The sequence below is a fragment of the Neobacillus sp. Soil_C_43 genome, from assembly GCF_057656715.1.
This window is the reverse complement of the sequence record NZ_JBDGJV010000013.1, coordinates 73,416-93,718: the sequence shown is the minus strand read 5'-3', so window position 1 is coordinate 93,718 and position 20,303 is coordinate 73,416. Positions and strand designations below refer to the sequence as shown.

The following is a 20,303-nucleotide window of genomic DNA, read 5'->3' as shown; positions in this document are numbered from 1 at the left end:
TCTTATTGAACTAACAGGGGCTTGAGTTAAAGATTGAGATGGCTGCGGCGATCCCTTTTTTTATTGCACTAACGGGGCAGGTTTGCAAATATAGCAATACCTTTATAGGGGTGGCCCTATTTGCATAGTATTTAGACTTTTTTCCAAAATACTGATTTTACCATTTTTAAATATATGCTAGGATTAAAATTAAATACTCAAATAAGGGGAGCCAAGAAATGAAAAGAGAGACGCAAACCACCTGTGAAGTGTTAAAAATAATTAATGAGACGTACTTGATGAATCGAATGAACTATATAAAATCAGGAAATAGATATTCAGAACCCACTATTACTGATGAAATAATATATCTGATACAAGAGTCGCAACCAGTCGATTCATTAATATTTCACAGTAAAAATGAGCCGGAAACAGGGGCAGATATTGAATGGTGGTTTTGGGATTATAAATTTAACAAAGGGATTGGAACAAGAATTCAATCTAAAAGAATGTATGACGATGGAAATTACCACGGATTAAATCATATAGTAGGAGAGAATGGAAAACAAGTAGATATTCTGATTAATAGATCTGTTAAAGAGGGAATGTTACCTTTATATTTTTTTTATAACTTTCTTACAAAAGATAAGGAATTACCTATTTTTCTTTTTGGTAATAAATATCATTGGACATTCTCTTTTGGAACTATTATTAAAGAAGTGATTGAAGAACAGATTCTTAAAAGAAAATTATCAGATAGCTCTGAATTAGTTATTAGCCCTGGAGAAATAACCATTGAATACTCTGAATACGAACCTCTAGTGTCCGGTATGGACTCTGTATTGGATCTACCGTGCAGAAATTCTTCAAAAGTTTTAGATGTATTAAAAGATTTTTTAAAGTATTCAAAGAAAAATATTCCAAATGGCTTCGATATTAAAGACTTTGAATTAGATCGTTTTATTAAACAAACTAAAGATATACCAAGATATGTAAGTGATATAATAAATGGAGATACTCAAAGGTTAAATTCTGTATATTATCCTGATTTACCAAAAATCGTAATAGTTACAGATGCAGATTTATCAGGACTTAAAAATGACATAATAAAAAATAATTAATGAATTTCTATTGTTGCAATCCTACGCAATGGAATACGGCCATATCGTAAAGATAAGCGGTATGGGATGATGGTTTCACAACGGAAATAACCAGCCACACATTACGCGGGTCCATTAACGAAGGAGCTGCGGATAGAGGCGAAGGCCGGAGAGTTTGAGCAGATTGCTGCCGGTGATCCCATTTTCTTGTTGTACAAACGCGTAGCAATACTTTAAGAATGGGGTCTCTTTTTTTCTTTTTGCACAAAAAAGATTGTGAAATGTTGTACTTAAACTATCGGGGGCTTATGTTTAATAAAGAGTTGCTGCGGCAACTCTTTTTCTTCTTCGCTAACGAAGCAGGTTAAGAATGAAAGCCTAAACTACTCCATTATTAAGTTAATGGTATCATTTGCTATTCCGTCACCTAATGCTTGTATATGTAAGTGGTGAAGAAGGGATGGACGGTCAATATTCCAAGTAAAAGTAAATAGATTATCTTTATCATCTTCTTTAATGTCATAGCCAATGAGTTTTCTTTGATTCCAGGTTTGAGTACCAGTTGACATTAACCAAAACAAGACAGTTTCAGTGTTTTCGGCGTTCACATTAAATGTTATCTTCTTTGTCCCTTTTGGTATTTGAACCCAGGTTCCTTTTTTGGGTAATCAGTATCAATGCTAGTTATGCTAGGTGGGGCTGGAACAACCTTTTGATTCCCGACAGGTTGTAATGCTGTTAAGAGACTTAAAACAAGACACGAATTCAATATCATCAATGGTGCTCACCTCAAGAATTAGTGTTTCCCGTTTTGGTATTTGTATTTGCTTGTTCCACTAACGGGTGCTTTACTTGAAGAAACTGAATTTCCGGCCTAAATGTTGTCCCTTTTTGCTGTTCTCTTTTTTCTTCAAGATTGTATTTTTTCAAACTTTTATGTTAAAGAAATCATTCCATACCAACTTTTCATTTCACTCTTTTTTTCATTAGCTTTTGATTGCTTGATTTTGCATTTTTTTAGGGATCCTTAACCCAAATTGTTTTGCTGGTATGATTTACTTAATGTTTGCGTCATCATAATAGTTTTAGGCTATATTAAATCCTGATGTTAATCCTTACGATAAGAAAACCGCCTCGTTGAAGAGGCGGCTTATTGAGCTATCGTATCCGTGGTAATCTGCTTTAGGAGAAAAGGTCATCTAACCGTCTGGTAAACCAGGGCTATGGCTCCAGAATCAAATGTCTTGTTTTCGATCAGTTTAAGATTGATCTTCTCCTTGAGACCTTGGAATAACGGCAACCCGCTGCCGATCAGGACGGGAGAAACTGTAATTTTATACTCATCTATTAAATCAAGCTGCATAAGGTAGTGTGCTAACCTAGGACTGCCGAGGATGACCATATCCTTACCTGGTTGCTGTTTGAGGTTCTTGATTTCTTCCTCGACATCTTCTTTCACCAATCTGGAATTGTTCCATTCGACTTTCTCCAACGTCGTGGAAAAAACGATTTTGGGTGTCTTTTCGATCCACTCGGCATGATTCCGTTCATGTTGCGAAGCTGAGGGGTCAGAAGGCACAGATGTCCAGTAACTGTGCATCATCTGATAAGTCTCACGTCCCCATATGACGGTGTCGGTAGTACTCAGAATTTCTTTCGCGTGTTTCTCCAAGTCAGCATCGTATGAAACCCAGCCAATGTCCATTTCACCATTCGGACCTTCTACAAAACCGTCAAGCGATGCGTGCAGAAATAGAACAAGTTTTCTCATTTTTAGTCTCCTTTGTTCATGAGGGATATTTTTTTTCATACTTCTTTACCTCTAATGTAAGTATAGCCAATTTTCTATAAATTTCGGTAAAAAAATTCTATAAGTTACACTATTTAAAATAAAATGTGCCAGCATCAGTCCCGTTTTGTTTTGTTAAATAGAAGATAGTGAAGAACTACACTTAACCAAACGGGGTGCTTTTGCGGAAGAACTGGCTGCCATTTTCGGCGGCTTTTCTTCTTGAACTAACGGAGCAGTAATGTGGAATAAGAAACTCGTTATTCTTTACTGCGTAGTAGACCTATACTGCGCAGCAAGGAGTCTTCACCTTATAATGATTATATGAAATTTAATTTAAGACACAACTCATATAAAATAATTGCAAAGCCAGTGGAAATTGTAAAAGAAAATAAAGTTTAGTATACAAAAAGAAACTTATACTAAATTTCTTCGTCTATACTTTCATAAATAAATTGACTGAAATATAGGATTACACAACTTTTTTACATTAAAAAATGGAGGAAGACAATGATAGAACAAATGACAAAAGAAAGCTTATTAACCCGATTGAAAGAGATATCAAAAAGTAATTTTGAAGTACCTAATCAAATTGATGCATTTAATTTTATTAAAGAAGTTTGTAAATGTTTAGGAAGTTCTGATCCAGTGCTTCGAGATGACCTAGGGTACACATTATTAGCAGAATGGGTTTATAAGAAAAAAATTTTAAATCACCAGCAATTACAAGAACTCTTTTGGTTGATTAATTCGGATAGAATGTGGTTTTACAGAATTGGAGAAAAGCATACCGAAAGTGTCTACATGAGAAGTTTTTCTAGTTTAGGTATTACCCTATTGCTACTAGTAGATAAAGATAACAGATTTCTAACTGTTCAGGAATGGAAAGACTTATTAGAACGTACTTTAGACTATTGTTCAGAGGAAAAAGATTTAAGAGGATATGACGAAAATAGCGGTTGGATACATGCAGCAGCTCACGTAGCAGATGTATTAAATGCTTTAGTAAAACACCCTAATTTTTCAAGGGAGTATACAAACTCTATTTTATTAGCAATAACTAAAGTAATGAATATTGCAGAGGATGTTTTTCAATATGAAGAAGACGAGCGATTATCAAGGGTCATCACAAATCTTGTGGAAAATAACTTTCTTACATTAGAAGAACTTAGTTTCTGGTTTAGACAAGTTAAATTAGTAAATGAACCATATATTCTAGGTATGAGAAAAAGAGTGAATTGGAAACTTCTATACCGTTCATGTTTTTCCCAATTAATTGATAGGAAACAAATTACAAGCATAATAGATCAGCCTATCCTAGATGTAAAAAATAAATTTGATGCTTGGTATTTGTAGAACAGAAGTGAGATTAATTTCATTAATTACATTTCAACTAATTGCTTTTCATTATTTTTTAACATTATTATCTAATTACAAGAATGAACGCTATTCCATAATCGGGTGCTAATGTTGAAGAAGAAAGATAAAACACAACAACCCCTATACTGCGCAGTACGACCATATTACGCATTCAAACGACAGTTATTTGAGCTAACTTTGTGAAGAAATGTACTTAAAGTAACGGGTGCGTTCCTTTAAGATCCGTCTGTCATTACGGTGGCCATTTTATTGAACTAAAGGGCAGGATTGTTGAAGAAGATATTTTTTAAATATAAAATGTTAAAGTACATAATTTGTATATATAGGGGATGGGAGAAATGATAAAGGGGCTTTATGAAGCACATTTACCTGTGAAAAATTTAGAAGTTTCAATTGAATTTTACCGAAAATTAGGTTTGAAATTAGCCTGGCGTAATGAAGACAGTGCATTCTTTTGGATAGAAGAAGGAAAAAGCTGGTTGGGATTGTGGGAAGGAAAGGAATACCAAACTCCATACCATCCTTCTTTAAGGCATATTGCATTTAGAGTCACATATCAGGATTTAAAAGAGTCTTTAAAATGGCTTGAATCCATCCAAGTTGAACCTGTACCATTTGGAAGAAGAACATCAATAGAACCATTTATAAGACCAAATCAAGGAAATGCATCGGTATATTTTAATGACCCAGATGGAAATAGTTTAGAATTGATGTGCTATGTTGACGTTCCAAATGAATTAAAACATATTACGGAGAAGTTGTCATTTGAGGACTGGGAGAATTTAGTTAATAATAAATTAAAATAATCAAACCCTCTTTTCCGTGATATTGTGAAGAAACGCACTTAAACAAACGGGTGCTTTAATACAACAAACGGGTGCTTTAATACAACAAAGGAGTTGCAGTGATGCAACTCCTTTTGACTTTTGGGACAACTGAATTAAAGTCTTTTAAAAAAAACATAGCTAACTTTGTCATATTCCATTTTATTTTCATAAAAGCGATGGGCTTCAATTCGTTGCAAACCTGATGAGAGCGAGACAATATCATAGCCATTTTCCTTTGACCAATTGTGTACATAGTCTAGGAGGGCTTCGCCATATCCTTTTGAACGACAATCTGAATCTGTAACTAAATCACAAACCCAAATGAACCTTCCGTTGTACAAGGTGATCATAGGCATAAAACCGGTCACTGCTACCAATTTTTCATTATCATATAAAGCAGCCATTTTATAATCGTTCTTTTGTTTAGCTTCTTGGACCAATTGAAGGAATTGCTCTTCATCCAAATGGGTCCTCAATTGTTTCATCACTGGATAGGCTTCCTTCCAGTCCTTCTCGGTTTCCAAATCCTTTATGATAATTCCTGTTTGATTTAGCATTTATGTTCATCTCCTTATAAGGTTCTTACATATTATTAAATCAAAATCTGGTATAATCTAAAGTGTCAGATAGAATCATTTTAATGGTGCCAGTTTCGTTGTGGGAGAGAAGAAATATGATTGAAATAACACCTGTTTTGAATAGTGAAAACGGGGAACCACTGTACTTGCAACTAGCCAATTATATTAAACAAGAAATTTTATCCGGAAGGATCAAACCAAAAGAAAAGTTGCCTTCAAAACGAAAATTATCGAATTACCTTGCACTAAGCTTAAATACTATTCAGTCTGCATACGACCAGTTATGTGCGGAAGGGTATGTAGAAAGTCGCCCTCGAAAGGGTCTATTTGTTGCAACCTTTGATAACGACATAATCTTTAACCAAAAAAATCTTGGAAAAATGGATTCAAAAAGCCAGCAAGTAGAAGTCAATGCCAAGGTAGATTTCAATTCGGGTAAGGTTGATTTAGAACACTTTCCATACTCTACTTGGAGAAAATTAACCATTCAATCATTGTACCAAGATCAGGGAGAATTATTTTATAATGGAAGTCCTCAAGGTGAACTGCTTCTGCGTGAAGAAATTGCAGCCCATCTTTATGCGTCTAGGGGCGTTAGATGCTCTGCCGAACAAATCATAATTGGTGCGGGTACCCAGGTACTTATTGGATTATTATGTATGTTAATCGGTAAAGAGCATATCGTTGCTCTTGAGAATCCTGGCTTCCATAGAACGAGAATTACATTACAAGATCTAGGAGTCAATACGGTTCCTATACCTCTCGACAAAGATGGGATTATTATAAACGAGTTAAAAAATTCGGATGCCCATGTTGTTTATGTGACACCGTCTCATCAATTTCCTTATGGGATGATTATGCCTATTTCAAGAAGAATGGATTTGTTAAAATGGGCAGAAGAAAGAAACGGATATATTATTGAAGATGACTATGACGGTGAATATCGATATAAAGGTAAGCCTATTCCGTCCTTACAAGGGCTAAGTACAAAAGAAAGTGTCGTGTATTTAGGAACATTTTCGAAGTCATTGATTCCATCAATCCGTATTAGCTATATGGTGTTACCATCCCCGCTGCTGATAAAGTATCAAGAGCACTTCACGATTTATAAGCAGACCGTTTCGCGGCTTCACCAGGATACTCTATTTCGTTTTATGAAGGAAGGATTTTGGCAAAGTCATTTAAATAAAATGAGAACGCTTTATCGTAAAAAGCAAAGTACCTTAATGTTAGCCCTTAACAATTATCTTGGACAAAATGTAAACATAATCGGTGAAAAATCAGGACTTCATATTGTATTGGAAGTAAAAAACAATATGGAGGAAGAAGAGTTAATTAACACAGCTATGAATGTTGGTGTAAAAGTTTATCCATTATCAATATATTACAGTGGAACAACTAACGTAGGTTCTAGAATCTTACTAGGATTTGGGGGACTAACGGAAAGTGAAATCATTACAGGAATTAAGTTATTAAAAAAGGCTTGGAGAATTTAGATAATGACACATGTGTTTTCAATAAGGTTAGACCTTATACAATTATGAGTAAAAACAAGGGGGAAATAAATATGACAAAGATAAAAATGGAGTTGTCACTAGAACAACGCGAAGAACTACTCAGTACATTGAAAGCCCGTTTTGAGAAAAACATGAACCGACATGAAGGTCTTGAATGGGATAAAGTTCAAGCTAAGCTCGAAGCCAATACGGAAAAACTGTGGTCGCTCAATGAAATGGAGGCTACTGGCGGTGAACCAGATGTTGTTGGCTATGATCAAGAAACGGGCGAATATATTTTTTATGATTGTTCAACGGAAAGTCCTAAAGGTCGCAGGAGTGTTTGTTTCGACCGTGAAGCGTTGGAGTCAAGGAAACAACACAAACCAGAAAATAGCGTGATGGATATGGCAACGGCCATGGGCATTGAGCTTTTAACGGAAGAACAATACCGGGAGCTACAGAAACTAGGAAACTTCGATTTGAAAACGTCAAGCTGGGTGCAAACACCTGCTGCTATTAGAAAACTTGGTGGGGCCCTTTTTTGTGATCGTCGCTACGACACTGTCTTTGTGTACCATAATGGAGCAGAATCCTATTATGCTGCAAGAGGTTTCCGTGGCGCGCTAAGGGTCTAAATTGATGCAAGTGCCAAGGGGACGGTTCTGGTGGCACTTTTTTATGAGGATGTAGCCAACTCTCGACAATTTTTTTTGCCTTACGCCACTGATGTAAAGTATTCACCCTTCTTTTAATTAAACGTTTGTTTACATTCGAATGTGGAGGAATAAAAGAGATAGAAGTCGATTTGAGAGAAATATGGATTATTTTGTAGAATAAGAGGAGAATTCTGCGGAAGGTTGGCCGACAATCTTTTTATGCGATTTGTGAAATAAATAGCTTTATAAATGGGTTTATACCCGTTTTAACTAAACGATTAAATAGTATATCAAATACGGAAAATCATCATTTTATGGCGAAAAAGACGGTTCTTTTGGCAAAAAAACCACGAGAACCGTCCCTATGGCATTCAAGAACGGGACAGGAAGGAGCATCACATGAGGATTATCGATGAGTACTTCGAAACAGCGATGGAAGCCTGGAGTATGATGCAAAAGACTTCTGATGATGAAGGAGCAGAATGGGCAGAAAGATTTGAACGCTACTTTTATGAATTTATCGATGAATTGAAGAAATGGTGGGCCACTCTTCAGCCAAAGCCAACGAATCTAGATGAGGCTGAGGAATTACCTGAAATTAAAAAGTGGATGGAGAAAATCCCTGCTCCTGTACAACTTAATTTTCTTACAGAATTAGAGGATATTTTGGATGGATTTGATACAGAACGTTTTGATTAAGAAGTCGATCTATATATTTTTGAAGAAGGACGTCAGGGCTATCCCTTATCACATAATTATCCAGAAGAGTCTCTTTTAAAAAAGACTTACATAGACCAATTCGGTGAATACCAATTAGACTCAAAAAAATGGAAAGAAGAGCTTTCTAGACGTATCATTGCATCCAAACGAAGTGTTACGACATTCGTTAAATATTAATATCCTGCGATCTCATGGCTCGAAGTAGAAGCAGGAAATTAACCGTTTATTGCGGAATGAATCATGCAAATCTAGAAATCTACATAAACTAACGGAAGCATTTCTCAAAAAGGAGAAGTGCTTTTTTTGTTGAATTTAATAACAGGATGTTTATTTTTGGAAGGGGATTATCAATGAAAAAACACGTACCAACTGTCCTTTTTCTTTTCCTTATATTATTATCTTGTTCACAAGACCAAAGAGAATACTTGATCGAAGGAACAATAATAAAAATAAATGAAAAAACTGGAGAAATAGATATAAAAGGTACTATGGTAGTAACAATGTCACCTAGAAATCCAGAGAGAGTCGGAGTGAAACTTGGATCTGAAGTGCAGCATATCTTAGTATCAAATCCTAAAAAATACTTATTGGGTCAACAAGTAAAAGTCAAAGTAATAAGTGATTATGGTAATGACTCTTGGGACTTAAATAGTTTAGATTTTGAAGTGGAGCTTATCAAGTAACTACCTTACTGCAAGGAGGTATATGAAAGTCAAGGAAAGGTGGCTTTTGTTGATACGGGGAAGTTAGAAAATAAGGAATTCAACCAGTCAATGAAGTATCCTACTTAGAGGAGAAAATAAATGTGCAATTCGGATAGCAAAAACAAGTATGTCATTCACTTAAAAAGAACATCACAATATGTTAATAGATTGAGGAAATTTAAAGTCTATTTAAACAATGAATACGCCGGAGATATTGGTAACGGGGAAGAAATCGTGTTACCAGTTGAGAAAGGCAGTTATCAGATTTTTGTACAAGTTGATTGGGTGAAAAGTGAAGTATATAAATTAACCATTGAAACAGGGGAAGAGGTTCATTTATTGTGTGGTTCGCCATTAAAAGGTGCAAAACTATTTATTCCTTTCATTTCTCTCTTCTTAATTGAGCAGTTATTCATTAAAGAAGTAACATCATAATTTAGGGGCGATTACATTGATTAAAAATCTAGACATTATAACGGATAAGACGAAGAGTTTTTCAATGCATTCTGATATTAAGTTTATTGTTGGATTCTTTTTGAGTTTTCAAAGTGAATTTTCTGAAGGTTCTTCTGTACTTGATATCGAGTTTCTTATTGAAGTGGAAGAAAGGCAATATGTTACCCGCATACGCTTCTATAATCCTGAGAGTATCAAGTTTGAAAGTGGAGGGCCATTTCACCAAATTGACCTTGATATTCACGATATTAGAGATAGAGGCTGGGAAGAGAAGAAGTACGAAGTTATTGATTATGAAGAGAGTACTCTTCACTTTTATTGTTCGGAAATTGAAGTCATTTTTATTAAAGAAACGCATTATTTCATTTAGTTTTAAACTAGCGGGGCGGGATATGAAATGAATTTAAATAACTTTAGAATCGTCGAAGTATCTAAAGATAAAATTGGAAGCTACATTAAACTGGACGTTCAGCTTCCAGATGGAGATTGTATAATTCGTTGGGATTTAGATGAGATGACTTATAAAAATATTCAGGAAGTTGTATCTAAAAAACATTTTGATTCACTGGCCATAGACAACCGATATGAGATTCTCCCCTATGTTTCTACTTACCAGGAAAGACCAAACAGTCAACCATATTTCAATGGAGTAATTAGATGTATCCAAGGAAATCGAGTGGCAAAAGTTGAATTCCCATGTTCGGAAAGATTTGCTGGAAATATGGAATGGTTCAGAAAAGAAGTAAAAAAGCTGGAAGATATAAAGCATTTATTTTGGGAGAATTTTTGTTAAAAATCATTACTTCAATTGTTGAAAACTGACAAGCTCTTTCTTTTACAAAATACGTTGTAGGAAAAAGGTGATTTTTTTATGAAAATAAAAGTCAAACTTGAAGCTATCATTGAGGAAATGGAATTAGCGTTTGAAGAGTCACGTTCATTACTAAATACTAAAACAGGTGAAATCGTCTTGCTTACGTCGGATGATTTGAATGCTGCTGAAGATGAAGAACCCTTTGAGCATTTACCAGAGTGGCAACAAGAAAATAGAATGATGGCAATGGGTGTGGTTGAGAACTATGATAATTATTTAGAGTTACCTACGAAATACGATGTGAATGAATATGACATAATGGAAAACTTCTGTTTTACAGTCCGGGACCCACGAAAGCAGGATCGCTTACTTAGAGCAATTAAGGGAAAGGGTGCTTTTAGAAGGTTTAAAGACAATATAATTGATTTAGGCCTAGAAGATCAATGGTATTCCAATCGTTCGGAGTGTTTTAAGGAAATAGCGATGGAATGGTGCCGGGAAAATAACATAGAATGTATTGATTAAAGTTAATTTTATTGAACTAGGCGATTCTTCATGAAGGGTCGCCCTTTCTCTTCCTTGTGTAAAACAGCTTTCGAAAAAAGGGGACAGTCCCAGAATAGTATGTCAGGGGATTATGCAGATTTGTACATATGGTTAAAAAGATGAGGGATGAGATCGCTGCGGTTTCATCCTTTTAATATGAAATATTTCTACTAAAAAAAACAAATAAATCAAAATATGTAATTATTTTCTTTTTTATTATTGTGATTAGAAGTATAATAGTTTTCCTCATCAACTGAATTATGGCTAAATGCAAATAGGATTGGAGTGATTTTCATGATTATTAATCAACGAGATTTCAATGTTAAAGGTTTAGACTACGTGATTAGGTCTGCTGTGGAAAGTGACGCAAGAGATTTGTCAGAATTAAGAGTTGAGATTGATGGAGAGACCGAAAATATGGACAGAGAAAAGGGAGAGGCGTTCATAGACCAGGCCGGTTTTGAAAAGATTATTGAAACGGATACTAACCATCTAAGACGTTTATTTTTAGTTGCAGAAGTGGACGGGCGAATCGTAGGTTATTCAAGATGTGAAGGCCATGATTTAAAAAGGTTCTTACATAAAGTGGAGTTTGGTTTAGGTGTTTTGAAGGATTTCTGGGGATATGGGATTGGAAAGAATCTAATGAAAGAAACTATTTCGTGGGCTGACGCCAACGGCATTAAAAAAATAGTGTTAAATGGTGTTGTGGAAACGAATGAAAAAGCGATTGAACTGTATAAAAGGCTCGGCTTTGAAATTGAAGGTCTAATGAAAAACGACCGAATCCTTTCAGATGGAAAATACTATAACACTTATACGATGGGAAGATTTAAGGAATAGTTTTTGTTTTGGGGACAGTCCCCCGGCGCTTTAGCGCAGTGGGGGACTGTCCCCTGAGGGGGGATTATTATTCATCCAACAGAGTTTATAGAGATTCTGATTGTTGGTAGTGTGATTGCGTCCATTTTAATCATCTCACACTTCTTAAGAGGCAAATGGAGAAAAATAGGTTGGTTGGCAGCGGTTGTTGTATTAGTAGCCTATTGCCTATTTTTTGTAGCTCGTCCTTACTGGATTGATGCACAAATTGACCATAAAGTGAAACTATTGAAGCCCTATTTGAAGGAGTATTACCCTGACGAGGAATGGGTTATTTCCACGGTCCCTCATCGTAATGATGGTTTTAAATATCTAAACCCCTATATTATTAGTGTTGTTTTTGATAGTGAACCCGAAGTTATCTATGGTTATCGGGTAGAAAGTAAGGACAATATCTATCAAGTTAGTTACACGACAAGCAAGGGGTTAGGAGAATTAAAACATTTAGAAGAGAGGAATAAATAATTTTTGGGGATTCAACTTGAATGAAGGTGTGGGAAACCCAATATTTAACTGCGATTTGATAAAGGTACATGGATGATGTTTTACATTATTGTGATGATTATATAGATAATATCAGCTTTCTATTTATACAAGGGACTTTGAATTATACAGAAAAAGGGTGTTCCGTTTGACAGGAACACCCTTTTTCCTATGCTTATTTAAACACTAATACTTTTCCAACGGTCCCATCGGAACTTTCACCAACAACACGGAATTTTAATCCGAAAGTAGGGATGTTACGGCCAACGTCAACTAATCCAGGGTTTGAGAAATCAGCGCTGTCATCAAATAGTGGGTTGCGCTGAGTAAAGTTATCTTTCATTGTAAATTGTCCAGGGTAGTTTACGAACATTTTTTCTGTTTTGCTTAAACCAAATGCAGCATCATGCATTTGGTAGCGATTCCCACCAACAGTTTTGTCGCTCCAAGATAACGCATGCTGATCGGCATCGACTACTCCTAGGAAGCCATCTCCAGGATGAATTCCTGTCCAGTTATTATCAAGAGATTCATCGACATACCAAACTACTAAGCCTTGGTCATAAGACATTAAGCTTGCCCCGCGGCGAAGATGAGCTAATCCCGCATCTACTCCGTTGTGAGATCTCCATTCCAATAGGTAGTACTGAGGAGATGAGAACTTACCTTCATCCTTTGTAAATCCAGCCATTGTAAAAGAGGAAACTCCTTCTGCATCATCAGAAATAAGACTACCCTTATCTGTTGTTACAGAAATATCATCCACATAAAAACCAGGCATAGCAGCAGCAACATCTGTCCAATAGTTAAATTTGAGTTCAACCTTTTTGCCCTTATATGCAGATAAATCAAATGTCGCATCTACCCAACCGTTTGAAGAACCAGTGATGCCGTATCCAGGGTTTTGGCTATTAGGATTTGTGTCTGTTGTGATGTTTCCTGGAATAGAAGTCCATATCTCAGAACCTTCTTCTTTTACTTGGACAGAACCATAATCCCAATCTTCTTCAATGTTATACCAAGTTTTAAATTTTAATTCCGCAGTTGTTGCACTTGTGAGGTCTAGAGAGGTGACCATTGAATTATCCAGTTCATCACCGCTGCCGCTAAAGTATTCATAGGTTCCGCTTGCAGGGGTGTTAACTACCGTTTTCTTGTCAGGTAAATCGATACGAACAGCATCGTTATTTGTACCCTTTGTTGCTGCTTCATCAAGTAGGAAAGTGGAACCTGCCTTTGTGATGGCAGCCTGGTTTACGGTTGTTCCACTTAACCAATTCCCGCCATGTAGGCTTTGTAGCATTTGTTTAGCATATGGACTAAAGCCTGGCGGTTCTGTTCCAGGAACATCCCCTGCCCAGCTGCCACTAGACATAATGGACCAATATCCAATTGGTTCACCGGCACCGCTATACATCGTGTCGTATTCATCAGGAAGACCTAAGTCATGCCCATACTCATGTGAAAACACACCGGCTGCTCCGTCTTCAGGCTCGATGGTGTAATCCCAAGCGCCTAACACACCACCCCATCGATCACTATCGGAGGTTGCACCTGGAACAGCAACTGGTCCGGTAGAAAGCTTGGAACGGTGTGACCAAATGGCATCTCCGCCTAATTTTCCACCGCCTGCTTCTTCACCGACACCGGCATGAATCACCATTAAGTGGTCAATAATACCATCTGGTTCATGATAGATGCCATCTCCATCGTAATCATCGCGGTCCCAAGCATCGTAATCACTTAAATCGATGTTAGGATCTTGTGCTGCTTTTGCAAGAGCTTCCCTAACAAGTGTCCTTGGTCTGCTATCACTTCCATCTGGGGTAGGATAGTTACCACCATAATACGCTGCTTCATGATTGGCTGTATACCACCCTGCAACAGTTCCTTCCACCGTGTAACTTCCGCCGGATTGCTCCTCGTAGTATTGCTTCATGGAAATAAGATTCTTTCCGTTTGGACCTTCATAGCCGTTTTCCCCAAAGAGCATATTTTGGAAGTGTTCATTTGAATAGTCTTCATAGAACATACCAGTTTCATCTTTTGTAATGGAGTTGTGTGTATAGTCAGGAAAATCTATTTTTAAGACCAAGACTTTATCACTGCGTTGACTGCCATCATAATTTTCCTTTTGAACAGAATCTACGGTATCTTTCTTAGTTTGTCCTAGTTTGTTGCCGTTTCCATTTTTAAGGCTGTTATTTTCAAGCTTATTAGTATTAGCAAGATCAGCAATAGGTTTCGGTAATTTGTCTTTTGATTTATTTCCTTTGGTTTTCAATTTTAAGTAGTTTTGCAATGCTTTTTCCGCTTCACTTTGACTAGCGTTTTTTGCTATTTTTCCTTCGCGTTTTAGCATTTCTATTAGTCTCTCATCATTAGCGATAGCAAGGTCAGAAGTTGTGTGGTATGGAGCAAATTTTTTTGAGGAATTAGCCTTCACACTGGGTGTGGCAGCTACAACGTTGAACAGTCCTAGACCTAGGGACAAAGTAAGTGCTGTGGAAAGAATTTTCTTTTTCTTCATAAGTTCCTCCTAATAATTTTTATTAAATCCCTCTGCATTCTTCCGTTACAAAGAGAAGGAAGTCTATGTACCTATCCTCCTTCTATAGTCTAGTTTTAAAGATACAAATAATAGGAAGAATTTCGTATCTCTAGCAAATATTATAATAATCCTTAGATTTAATATTGTAAATATTTAGAATATTTTACGACAAAACTAGTTATATTCTTGCAAAAAACCAAAGGATATTACTAATTTTTAAAACAACTTAATTTTGTACATTTTGCAGCAAATGGAATATGTAGGAGGTAAACATAAGAGTTGAAAATCACCAAGGGTTATCCAACTATCTTCATCTATCAGTTCTTTTACAATTGAAATTTTTAGGTAGGAATTCTTACCAACATTATTCTGATCTTGGGCAGTTAGGAGATTGGTTAGGAGGTTCATCTCCTCCTTTTTTTACCTTTGCTAGCCTTATCATTTTAGTTGCTACTTTTCTAGTACAAATGAAACAAATAAAAGATGGTATGAAGATAAACTAGGTCATTATTTTAGACCCCTTAATCGGATTTATAAGTTTCTTGATAGTAATAAAGAATTAACTGATGATGAAACGAATGATTATTCAGATCTGATAAGAGCTCAGTTATCTAAGTTCGAAGAAATTATTATTCTTTATAATGTGTTGTTAAGTAAGCACGGAGAGAAGTTTTTTTACTATGTAGAGAAGTATGATCTTTTGGAAGGGCTAATTGATGCACCAGGAAATCTAGAACATAAGGAACACCTGTATATTTACTTAGCAAAAGTAAAGGATGCTAAGAATGCAAGTAAATAGGTGCTCAATTGCAGACAGTCCCTATTTTTTAAAATATACTTCAAATTCTCGACATTCTTTTTGGTGAATTAACAGTAAAAATCCTTTATATACAGGGATGCAGCTCGATACTATTCAAACGTCCGATTAGTATCGAAAAGGATAGAAAAACAGTGAAATAGGTCATTTCCCAAGAAATCTATCTTATTTTGGAGAATAATATAAGGGGATTTAATCAGATACACGACGAATTTTTGAGGTTAATTTGGGGGGATATCCCTCTGTAATGAGGTTTCTAGCAATTTTAATCAATCGTTTGAATAGTATAGCACATAGGGAATCATAACGAGTATTGTAAACTTGTCAAAAAATAAAAGCCTAGCAAATGCTAGGCTTCATTGATGTTGGGCGAATATTTGAAAGTATTTACAAAGTCAACGAGGCAAGTTTCGCAGATGTCAAATTTCCATAGTTGTTCATCATACATTGAACCATACCCAAAGGACAAAGAGAAGGATTGGAATTCTCCGTATTCCCAGCCATCTTCAGATATTTTTCTCGACATTCCACATTTGTTGCACGTTATACCGGTAGCAACTTTTTTTGTTTTTGTTACTTTTATTTCTTCATATTCTTTCATAAAACATCCATCTCCCATTCATACAAATGCAACTTCGATCTACTATCACTTATTAATTGGAGCGTTTCCTAAAGATCTATCTAATTTTTCTTCGATTCTATCTAATTGTTCTTTTCTTTTCTTAGAAGAACGAACGATAAATATTATTGCTACTATGATTGCGATAGGAAATAAAAGTGCAAATAACTGAAAAATAATGTCTCCAATGTTCAACCTTCTAACACCTCCCCTGTAATTTTAATAAGTTATAAAAGCCGTTTGTGTTTTCTCTAACTATTATTACGAATTACTTTGGTAAAAGGTTTCAGGTTGGGGACTGTCCCCCTTAAAACAGGAAATGTGTTATAATAACTTAAACGGATGTTTCATAGAGGCGGTTCTGGTAGTTTTTGACCTTTGAGGTGTTTTTTATGAACTACGAGAACTGTTCCTGTGGATGGGTAGACCCAGCTTTTTCAAAGTTGGGTCTATCCGTTTTTTTAATAAAAGTTTATTTAGAACCATAGCAAACAAGAAAGCAATATAGCAAGAAGAAGGATATATAATGAGGGATACACAGATTGATAAAAAAACAGAGGGCGCTTTACTGCGTGCGTTACATAATGCTAAGGCATATAGCCGACAAATGCAAATAAAAAGAGAGAAGCAGCTTTGGAAGGAGATTAATACTCCATGCCGCCTCAATGATGTATTAAGTTTATTAAAGAAGAATGAATTGGATAGTATCCGTAAAAGACTTGACCTTAAAGGTCTTAGTTCCCTTAATAAGGGTGCGTTGACTGTCGAGCTTGAACGATTGATTCCGGTCCATTTCAAAAAGTTCCTACATATGTTAGATCAAGAGAGATACGATCTGATTCGTGAAATTGTTAAGAGTTCTAGATATACTATTTCAAGTGGTGGATTTCCTATCTCAAAGATTGAATCACTCATGGAGTGGGGGATTATTTTTCCAGGTGTTGATCAGGACCAAAAGTTTCTGACTATGCCTTCGGAGCTAATCGCTCTTTTTACAAAAATGGATGGGCCTGAGCTGAAGAATATTATTCTTCGGAATACCGAGTGGATTCGCCTGACTCATGGAATGCTTTATTATTATGGGGTAATGGATACTTCTCTTGTTTTAGACAGAGTGAGCCAGCTAACTCAGCAAGAAGTAGATTCTTTAGATTACCTGAGGGTTTTCTCTGCTGCAAGTACCTATTATAAGCAAGTGAAATTTTCTTATATGATACATGGATTAGAAGACTATCGCGTACAGGATGCTAAGGAATTAATGGACGAACAGAACAAGAAAGCGGCTATTGATTATTATCCGTTTACAAAAGAACAGCTGTCAAAAGCGGGAGAACCTGGTTTTATTGAGCGAACTCCTTCCATGGTAAAGTTCTTAGACTTTCTATTCGAACATTATGATCTAACCCATTCAGAGACAGAAGATATAGCCTTAGAGCTAATTAATATCATCAATTTGGATGAACATCCGTCGATAATCATTAAGTACTTAAGCACCCGCTTGGAGTTCCCAACTTTTGAATTCGTACAGGAGATCACAGCGTTGGTAATGGAGTTATATAACCAGACTCGCATGTGGGCACTAAAAGGATATGCGCCTTCAGAGCTGGCTAAAGAAGAAAAGAAGGACTTGCTTCCACTACCATCTGATGATGAAAACAAAAAAGTAGGCCGTAATGACCCGTGCCCTTGTGGAAGTGGGAAGAAATATAAGAAGTGTTGTGGAAAATAAGTTGGTTTGGGGACAGTCCCCCGGCGCTTTAGCGCAGTGGGGGACTGTCCCCACTTTATTTTTCAATCCTGTAAAACTTTTCTTAGAGATATACGTCTAAACATCAAAGCTCTTTAAAAGGGGGATGAAGGTGTCGGATCTACGAGATAGAGACATATTGAGTTGGTATGAGGAGTTTAACGAACCTCTTTTTAAGTATATTTTTATGATGATACAAGATTACCAGCAAGCGGAAGATTTACGGCACGAAGTCTTTTTGAAGGCCTATATTCATTATGATTCCTTTCGGCGTCAATCCAACCCAAAAACATGGCTTTATAGTATCGCGCATAATCTAACCATTGATTTTATTCGAAAGCGGAAGCCAATCTTGCTTTTAAAAGAAGCGTTTTTGTTTAAGAGGGATCCGAATCCGTTACCTGAAGAAAAGATAGAAATAAAAGAGAGCGCATATGAACTTTATAAAGCATTAGGGGCCATTAAAGATTCCTATCGGGAAGTGATTATCTTGCGGAAAATTAAAGAGTTTTCGATTGAGGAAACAGCGGAGGTTTTAGGCTGGTCTGAAAATAAGGTGAAATCTACTCTTTATCGAGCGATTCCTGCATTGGAGAAGCAGCTGCTAAAGGAGGGATATCTGCTTGAAGAAACCATATAAGGGGAGTATATTGGATAGCGAGTTAGCTCATTTAGAGACAGATATCGTATGGAAAAACGGCCAAAGTGATGAGATGAAAGAGAGATTGATTACGGATTTACATAAGCTTTCCCAAAAAGCCAGGCGAAATAAGGTTTTTGCATTTCCTGTAAGGATGTGTGTAGCGGCAGCCGTGCTAGTTATAGCCTTTGTTCTTGTCAAACAGGAAGATTTCAGTGGTGATCATTCATCACGCAGCTCGTACCCAGAAGGGATAAACACGTTCGAGCAACCGACACAAAATAAAGATGTATCCGTTACTTTTTCAAGTGAAGAGCAAGATTTGATCGAAAAAGGTAACAGCAATCAGGAACGCTTTTTAACAGAAGAAGCTGTTATTCCGTCTACGGTTATCCTTCCTTCGATTGCAGGAAAACTAGAGATCGCTGCAACGAAGGATCAGGGCCGGGTTCTAGCGAGAGTCACTTATCCTGTTAAAGACGGAAAATCCTTATCGATTGAAACGGCTATTAATCAACATGGTTCTGCGAAACGGGCTTATGATTCGTTAGTAAAAAGGTATTCCGGTTTTAGCTCTTTGTTAACCATTGGAGGTCACCAGGCCATCTTGATAGACCCTGTTAAAGCAGATGGGCGCCATCAGTTAATTTTAGTCAGTGAGGGATATATCTATTCTATTTCGGGTGGAAAAAGTAGTGACGATGTGATAAAACTGGCTAAGTCCATTCAATTTACTAAATAGTTTTTAATAGAGAGGTGCTTGTATGAAAATCGATTCACCCAGAATTTCACTTAATCTATCGACTAAGAAGTTCCATGATATCTTTTATGAAGAGGATTCCATCTTAGAAATGTGCACCATTGTAGATTCTGAGTTTGAAAATGAAGTGGTTGATCGCGTGCGAATATCGAATGCAGTGGTGAAGAATTGCAGGTTCAACCAAACGGATTTTGGTAGTGGCGATTTTACGGATGTGTGTTTTGAAAACTGTGATTTTTCGAATGTCAACTTGAGTAAAGCTTCTATACATCGAGTAGAGTTTAAAAATTGTAAGCTGGTCGGTGTGAATTTTACCGAGTCCAGCTTTGGTAATGTTGGATTTACGAATTCGGTGTTAAACTTGGCGACCTTCGGAAATTCGAAGCTGGAGAAGGTTGTATTTCAGGATGTATCTTTAAGAAATACCGATTTTTATGATTGTAAGCTTAAGAAAGTTGACTATCAATTCTGTCAGTTGGATGGAGCAAACTTTGATCAAACATCACTAAAAGGAATCGATATTAGTTCCTCCACCTTTGATACACTCACAGTTTCCATGGAAAAACTAGTTGGCTGCAAGGTATCCTCTCACCAGGCCATACAGTTTGCTGCATTGATGGGATTGGTTGTTAAGGATTAGAAAGGTTTTTGGGGACAGTCCCCCGGCGCTTTAACGCAGCGGGGGACTGTCCCCACTTTTTTTTTGTCATCAGTTTCTCTTTTCCGATATCCAAAAAGGAATTTCCTCGAAATATG

23 protein-coding genes and 1 pseudogene are annotated in these 20,303 nt (G+C 36.5%); 18 read left to right on the top strand and 6 right to left on the bottom strand.

Features of this window, described 5'->3' with window-relative positions:
• Positions 1-218: 218 nt before the first annotated feature.
• Positions 219-1,100: a DUF6615 family protein gene (locus AC3A54_RS17115; RefSeq protein WP_487655387.1), complete on the top strand. Its 882-nt coding sequence runs from the start codon at positions 219-221 to the stop codon at positions 1,098-1,100.
• A gap of 362 nt (positions 1,101-1,462) precedes the next feature.
• Here the strand turns inward: AC3A54_RS17115 and AC3A54_RS17110 are convergent, their stop codons facing one another.
• Both AC3A54_RS17110 and AC3A54_RS17105 read right to left on the bottom strand, forming a co-directional pair.
• Entirely contained in the window at positions 1,463-1,687 is a 225-nt protein-coding gene (locus AC3A54_RS17110) for a hypothetical protein (RefSeq protein ID WP_487655386.1), read from the bottom strand.
• Positions 1,688-2,274: 587 nt separating this feature from the next.
• Positions 2,275-2,850, bottom strand: coding sequence for a dihydrofolate reductase family protein (locus AC3A54_RS17105; protein WP_487655385.1), 576 nt, complete (start codon positions 2,848-2,850; stop codon positions 2,275-2,277).
• A gap of 528 nt (positions 2,851-3,378) precedes the next feature.
• Between AC3A54_RS17105 and AC3A54_RS17100 the strand changes: the two genes are divergently transcribed.
• Positions 3,379-4,224: a DUF2785 domain-containing protein gene (locus AC3A54_RS17100; protein WP_487655384.1), complete on the top strand. Its 846-nt coding sequence runs from the start codon at positions 3,379-3,381 to the stop codon at positions 4,222-4,224.
• 362 nt (positions 4,225-4,586) lie between these two features.
• Complete coding sequence (locus AC3A54_RS17095) at positions 4,587-5,054, top strand: VOC family protein (protein WP_487655383.1); 468 nt, start codon at positions 4,587-4,589, stop codon at positions 5,052-5,054.
• Between the two features lie 134 nt (positions 5,055-5,188).
• On the opposite strand, the gene AC3A54_RS17090 is transcribed toward AC3A54_RS17095, so the two are convergent.
• Complete coding sequence (locus AC3A54_RS17090) at positions 5,189-5,632, bottom strand: GNAT family N-acetyltransferase (protein ID WP_487655382.1); 444 nt, start codon at positions 5,630-5,632, stop codon at positions 5,189-5,191.
• Positions 5,633-5,748: 116 nt separating this feature from the next.
• Between AC3A54_RS17090 and pdxR the strand changes: the two genes are divergently transcribed.
• The 10 genes from pdxR (at position 5,749) to AC3A54_RS17040 (ending at position 12,395) form a co-directional block, all read left to right on the top strand.
• Positions 5,749-7,149, top strand: coding sequence for a MocR-like pyridoxine biosynthesis transcription factor PdxR (pdxR, locus tag AC3A54_RS17085; RefSeq protein ID WP_487655381.1), 1,401 nt, complete (start codon positions 5,749-5,751; stop codon positions 7,147-7,149).
• A gap of 71 nt (positions 7,150-7,220) precedes the next feature.
• Positions 7,221-7,787, top strand: a complete 567-nt coding sequence (locus tag AC3A54_RS17080; protein ID WP_487655380.1) for a DUF4256 domain-containing protein — start codon at positions 7,221-7,223, stop codon at positions 7,785-7,787.
• A 420-nt stretch (positions 7,788-8,207) separates the two neighbouring features.
• The gene (locus AC3A54_RS17075) at positions 8,208-8,507 is read left to right on the top strand and encodes a hypothetical protein (RefSeq protein ID WP_487655379.1); all 300 of its coding nucleotides are present in this window, start codon (positions 8,208-8,210) and stop codon (positions 8,505-8,507) included.
• A 371-nt stretch (positions 8,508-8,878) separates the two neighbouring features.
• Positions 8,879-9,211 (top strand): hypothetical protein, encoded by a 333-nt coding sequence (locus tag AC3A54_RS17070; RefSeq protein ID WP_487655378.1) that lies wholly within the window; start codon positions 8,879-8,881, stop codon positions 9,209-9,211.
• Positions 9,212-9,331: 120 nt separating this feature from the next.
• Complete coding sequence (locus tag AC3A54_RS17065) at positions 9,332-9,667, top strand: hypothetical protein (protein ID WP_487655377.1); 336 nt, start codon at positions 9,332-9,334, stop codon at positions 9,665-9,667.
• 16 nt (positions 9,668-9,683) lie between these two features.
• Entirely contained in the window at positions 9,684-10,058 is a 375-nt protein-coding gene (locus tag AC3A54_RS17060) for a hypothetical protein (RefSeq protein ID WP_487655376.1), read from the top strand.
• Positions 10,059-10,085: 27 nt separating this feature from the next.
• Entirely contained in the window at positions 10,086-10,481 is a 396-nt protein-coding gene (locus tag AC3A54_RS17055; RefSeq protein ID WP_487655375.1) for a hypothetical protein, read from the top strand.
• A 78-nt stretch (positions 10,482-10,559) separates the two neighbouring features.
• Positions 10,560-11,027 (top strand): UPF0158 family protein, encoded by a 468-nt coding sequence (locus AC3A54_RS17050; protein ID WP_487655374.1) that lies wholly within the window; start codon positions 10,560-10,562, stop codon positions 11,025-11,027.
• A 315-nt stretch (positions 11,028-11,342) separates the two neighbouring features.
• The gene (locus AC3A54_RS17045; RefSeq protein ID WP_487655373.1) at positions 11,343-11,891 is read left to right on the top strand and encodes an N-acetyltransferase family protein; all 549 of its coding nucleotides are present in this window, start codon (positions 11,343-11,345) and stop codon (positions 11,889-11,891) included.
• A 111-nt stretch (positions 11,892-12,002) separates the two neighbouring features.
• Entirely contained in the window at positions 12,003-12,395 is a 393-nt protein-coding gene (locus tag AC3A54_RS17040) for a hypothetical protein (RefSeq protein WP_487655372.1), read from the top strand.
• Positions 12,396-12,588: 193 nt separating this feature from the next.
• Here AC3A54_RS17040 and AC3A54_RS17035 read toward each other — a convergent pair whose 3' ends face one another.
• The gene (locus tag AC3A54_RS17035; protein WP_487655371.1) at positions 12,589-14,943 is read right to left on the bottom strand and encodes an immune inhibitor A domain-containing protein; all 2,355 of its coding nucleotides are present in this window, start codon (positions 14,941-14,943) and stop codon (positions 12,589-12,591) included.
• 520 nt (positions 14,944-15,463) lie between these two features.
• On the opposite strand from AC3A54_RS17035, the pseudogene AC3A54_RS17030 reads away from it, so the two are divergent.
• A pseudogene (locus AC3A54_RS17030) lies at positions 15,464-15,763 on the top strand (putative phage abortive infection protein); the annotation flags it as partial.
• A gap of 367 nt (positions 15,764-16,130) precedes the next feature.
• Here the strand turns inward: AC3A54_RS17030 and AC3A54_RS17025 are convergent.
• Both AC3A54_RS17025 and AC3A54_RS17020 read right to left on the bottom strand, forming a co-directional pair.
• Positions 16,131-16,382 (bottom strand): hypothetical protein, encoded by a 252-nt coding sequence (locus tag AC3A54_RS17025; RefSeq protein WP_487655370.1) that lies wholly within the window; start codon positions 16,380-16,382, stop codon positions 16,131-16,133.
• 45 nt (positions 16,383-16,427) lie between these two features.
• Positions 16,428-16,595 carry a DUF4083 family protein gene (locus tag AC3A54_RS17020; protein ID WP_487655369.1) on the bottom strand — a complete coding sequence of 56 codons (168 nt, stop codon included), beginning with the start codon at positions 16,593-16,595 and terminating at the stop codon, positions 16,428-16,430.
• Positions 16,596-16,926: 331 nt separating this feature from the next.
• On the opposite strand from AC3A54_RS17020, the gene AC3A54_RS17015 reads away from it, so the two are divergent.
• The 4 genes from AC3A54_RS17015 to AC3A54_RS17000 all read left to right on the top strand — a co-directional run bounded on the left by AC3A54_RS17015 (position 16,927) and on the right by AC3A54_RS17000 (position 20,187).
• Positions 16,927-18,129, top strand: coding sequence for a YecA family protein (locus AC3A54_RS17015; RefSeq protein WP_487655368.1), 1,203 nt, complete (start codon positions 16,927-16,929; stop codon positions 18,127-18,129).
• Positions 18,130-18,259: 130 nt separating this feature from the next.
• The gene (locus AC3A54_RS17010; protein ID WP_487655367.1) at positions 18,260-18,787 is read left to right on the top strand and encodes an RNA polymerase sigma factor; all 528 of its coding nucleotides are present in this window, start codon (positions 18,260-18,262) and stop codon (positions 18,785-18,787) included.
• Complete coding sequence (locus AC3A54_RS17005; protein ID WP_487655366.1) at positions 18,771-19,529, top strand: hypothetical protein; 759 nt, start codon at positions 18,771-18,773, stop codon at positions 19,527-19,529. Before AC3A54_RS17010 ends, AC3A54_RS17005 begins: the two co-directional genes overlap by 17 nt.
• 22 nt (positions 19,530-19,551) lie before the next feature.
• Entirely contained in the window at positions 19,552-20,187 is a 636-nt protein-coding gene (locus AC3A54_RS17000) for a pentapeptide repeat-containing protein (protein ID WP_487655365.1), read from the top strand.
• Positions 20,188-20,303 lie beyond the last annotated feature (116 nt).

What these genes read in the sequence shown, in the direction of transcription:
- AC3A54_RS17055 (WP_487655375.1), top strand. Translation starts at nt 10,086, where the DNA reads ATGAATTTAAATAACTTTAGAATCGTCGAAGTATCTAAAGATAAAATT.
- AC3A54_RS17080 (WP_487655380.1), top strand. Translation starts at nt 7,221, where the DNA reads ATGACAAAGATAAAAATGGAGTTGTCACTAGAACAACGCGAAGAACTA.
- AC3A54_RS17090 (WP_487655382.1), bottom strand. Translation starts at nt 5,632, where the DNA reads ATGCTAAATCAAACAGGAATTATCATAAAGGATTTGGAAACCGAGAAG.
- AC3A54_RS17035 (WP_487655371.1), bottom strand. Translation starts at nt 14,943, where the DNA reads ATGAAGAAAAAGAAAATTCTTTCCACAGCACTTACTTTGTCCCTAGGT.
- AC3A54_RS17115 (WP_487655387.1), top strand. Translation starts at nt 219, where the DNA reads ATGAAAAGAGAGACGCAAACCACCTGTGAAGTGTTAAAAATAATTAAT.
- AC3A54_RS17065 (WP_487655377.1), top strand. Translation starts at nt 9,332, where the DNA reads ATGTGCAATTCGGATAGCAAAAACAAGTATGTCATTCACTTAAAAAGA.
- AC3A54_RS17025 (WP_487655370.1), bottom strand. Translation starts at nt 16,382, where the DNA reads ATGAAAGAATATGAAGAAATAAAAGTAACAAAAACAAAAAAAGTTGCT.
- AC3A54_RS17105 (WP_487655385.1), bottom strand. Translation starts at nt 2,850, where the DNA reads ATGAGAAAACTTGTTCTATTTCTGCACGCATCGCTTGACGGTTTTGTA.
- AC3A54_RS17000 (WP_487655365.1), top strand. Translation starts at nt 19,552, where the DNA reads ATGAAAATCGATTCACCCAGAATTTCACTTAATCTATCGACTAAGAAG.
- AC3A54_RS17100 (WP_487655384.1), top strand. Translation starts at nt 3,379, where the DNA reads ATGATAGAACAAATGACAAAAGAAAGCTTATTAACCCGATTGAAAGAG.
- AC3A54_RS17045 (WP_487655373.1), top strand. Translation starts at nt 11,343, where the DNA reads ATGATTATTAATCAACGAGATTTCAATGTTAAAGGTTTAGACTACGTG.
- AC3A54_RS17075 (WP_487655379.1), top strand. Translation starts at nt 8,208, where the DNA reads ATGAGGATTATCGATGAGTACTTCGAAACAGCGATGGAAGCCTGGAGT.
- AC3A54_RS17050 (WP_487655374.1), top strand. Translation starts at nt 10,560, where the DNA reads ATGAAAATAAAAGTCAAACTTGAAGCTATCATTGAGGAAATGGAATTA.
- AC3A54_RS17095 (WP_487655383.1), top strand. Translation starts at nt 4,587, where the DNA reads ATGATAAAGGGGCTTTATGAAGCACATTTACCTGTGAAAAATTTAGAA.
- AC3A54_RS17015 (WP_487655368.1), top strand. Translation starts at nt 16,927, where the DNA reads ATGAGGGATACACAGATTGATAAAAAAACAGAGGGCGCTTTACTGCGT.
- AC3A54_RS17070 (WP_487655378.1), top strand. Translation starts at nt 8,879, where the DNA reads ATGAAAAAACACGTACCAACTGTCCTTTTTCTTTTCCTTATATTATTA.
- pdxR (WP_487655381.1), top strand. Translation starts at nt 5,749, where the DNA reads ATGATTGAAATAACACCTGTTTTGAATAGTGAAAACGGGGAACCACTG.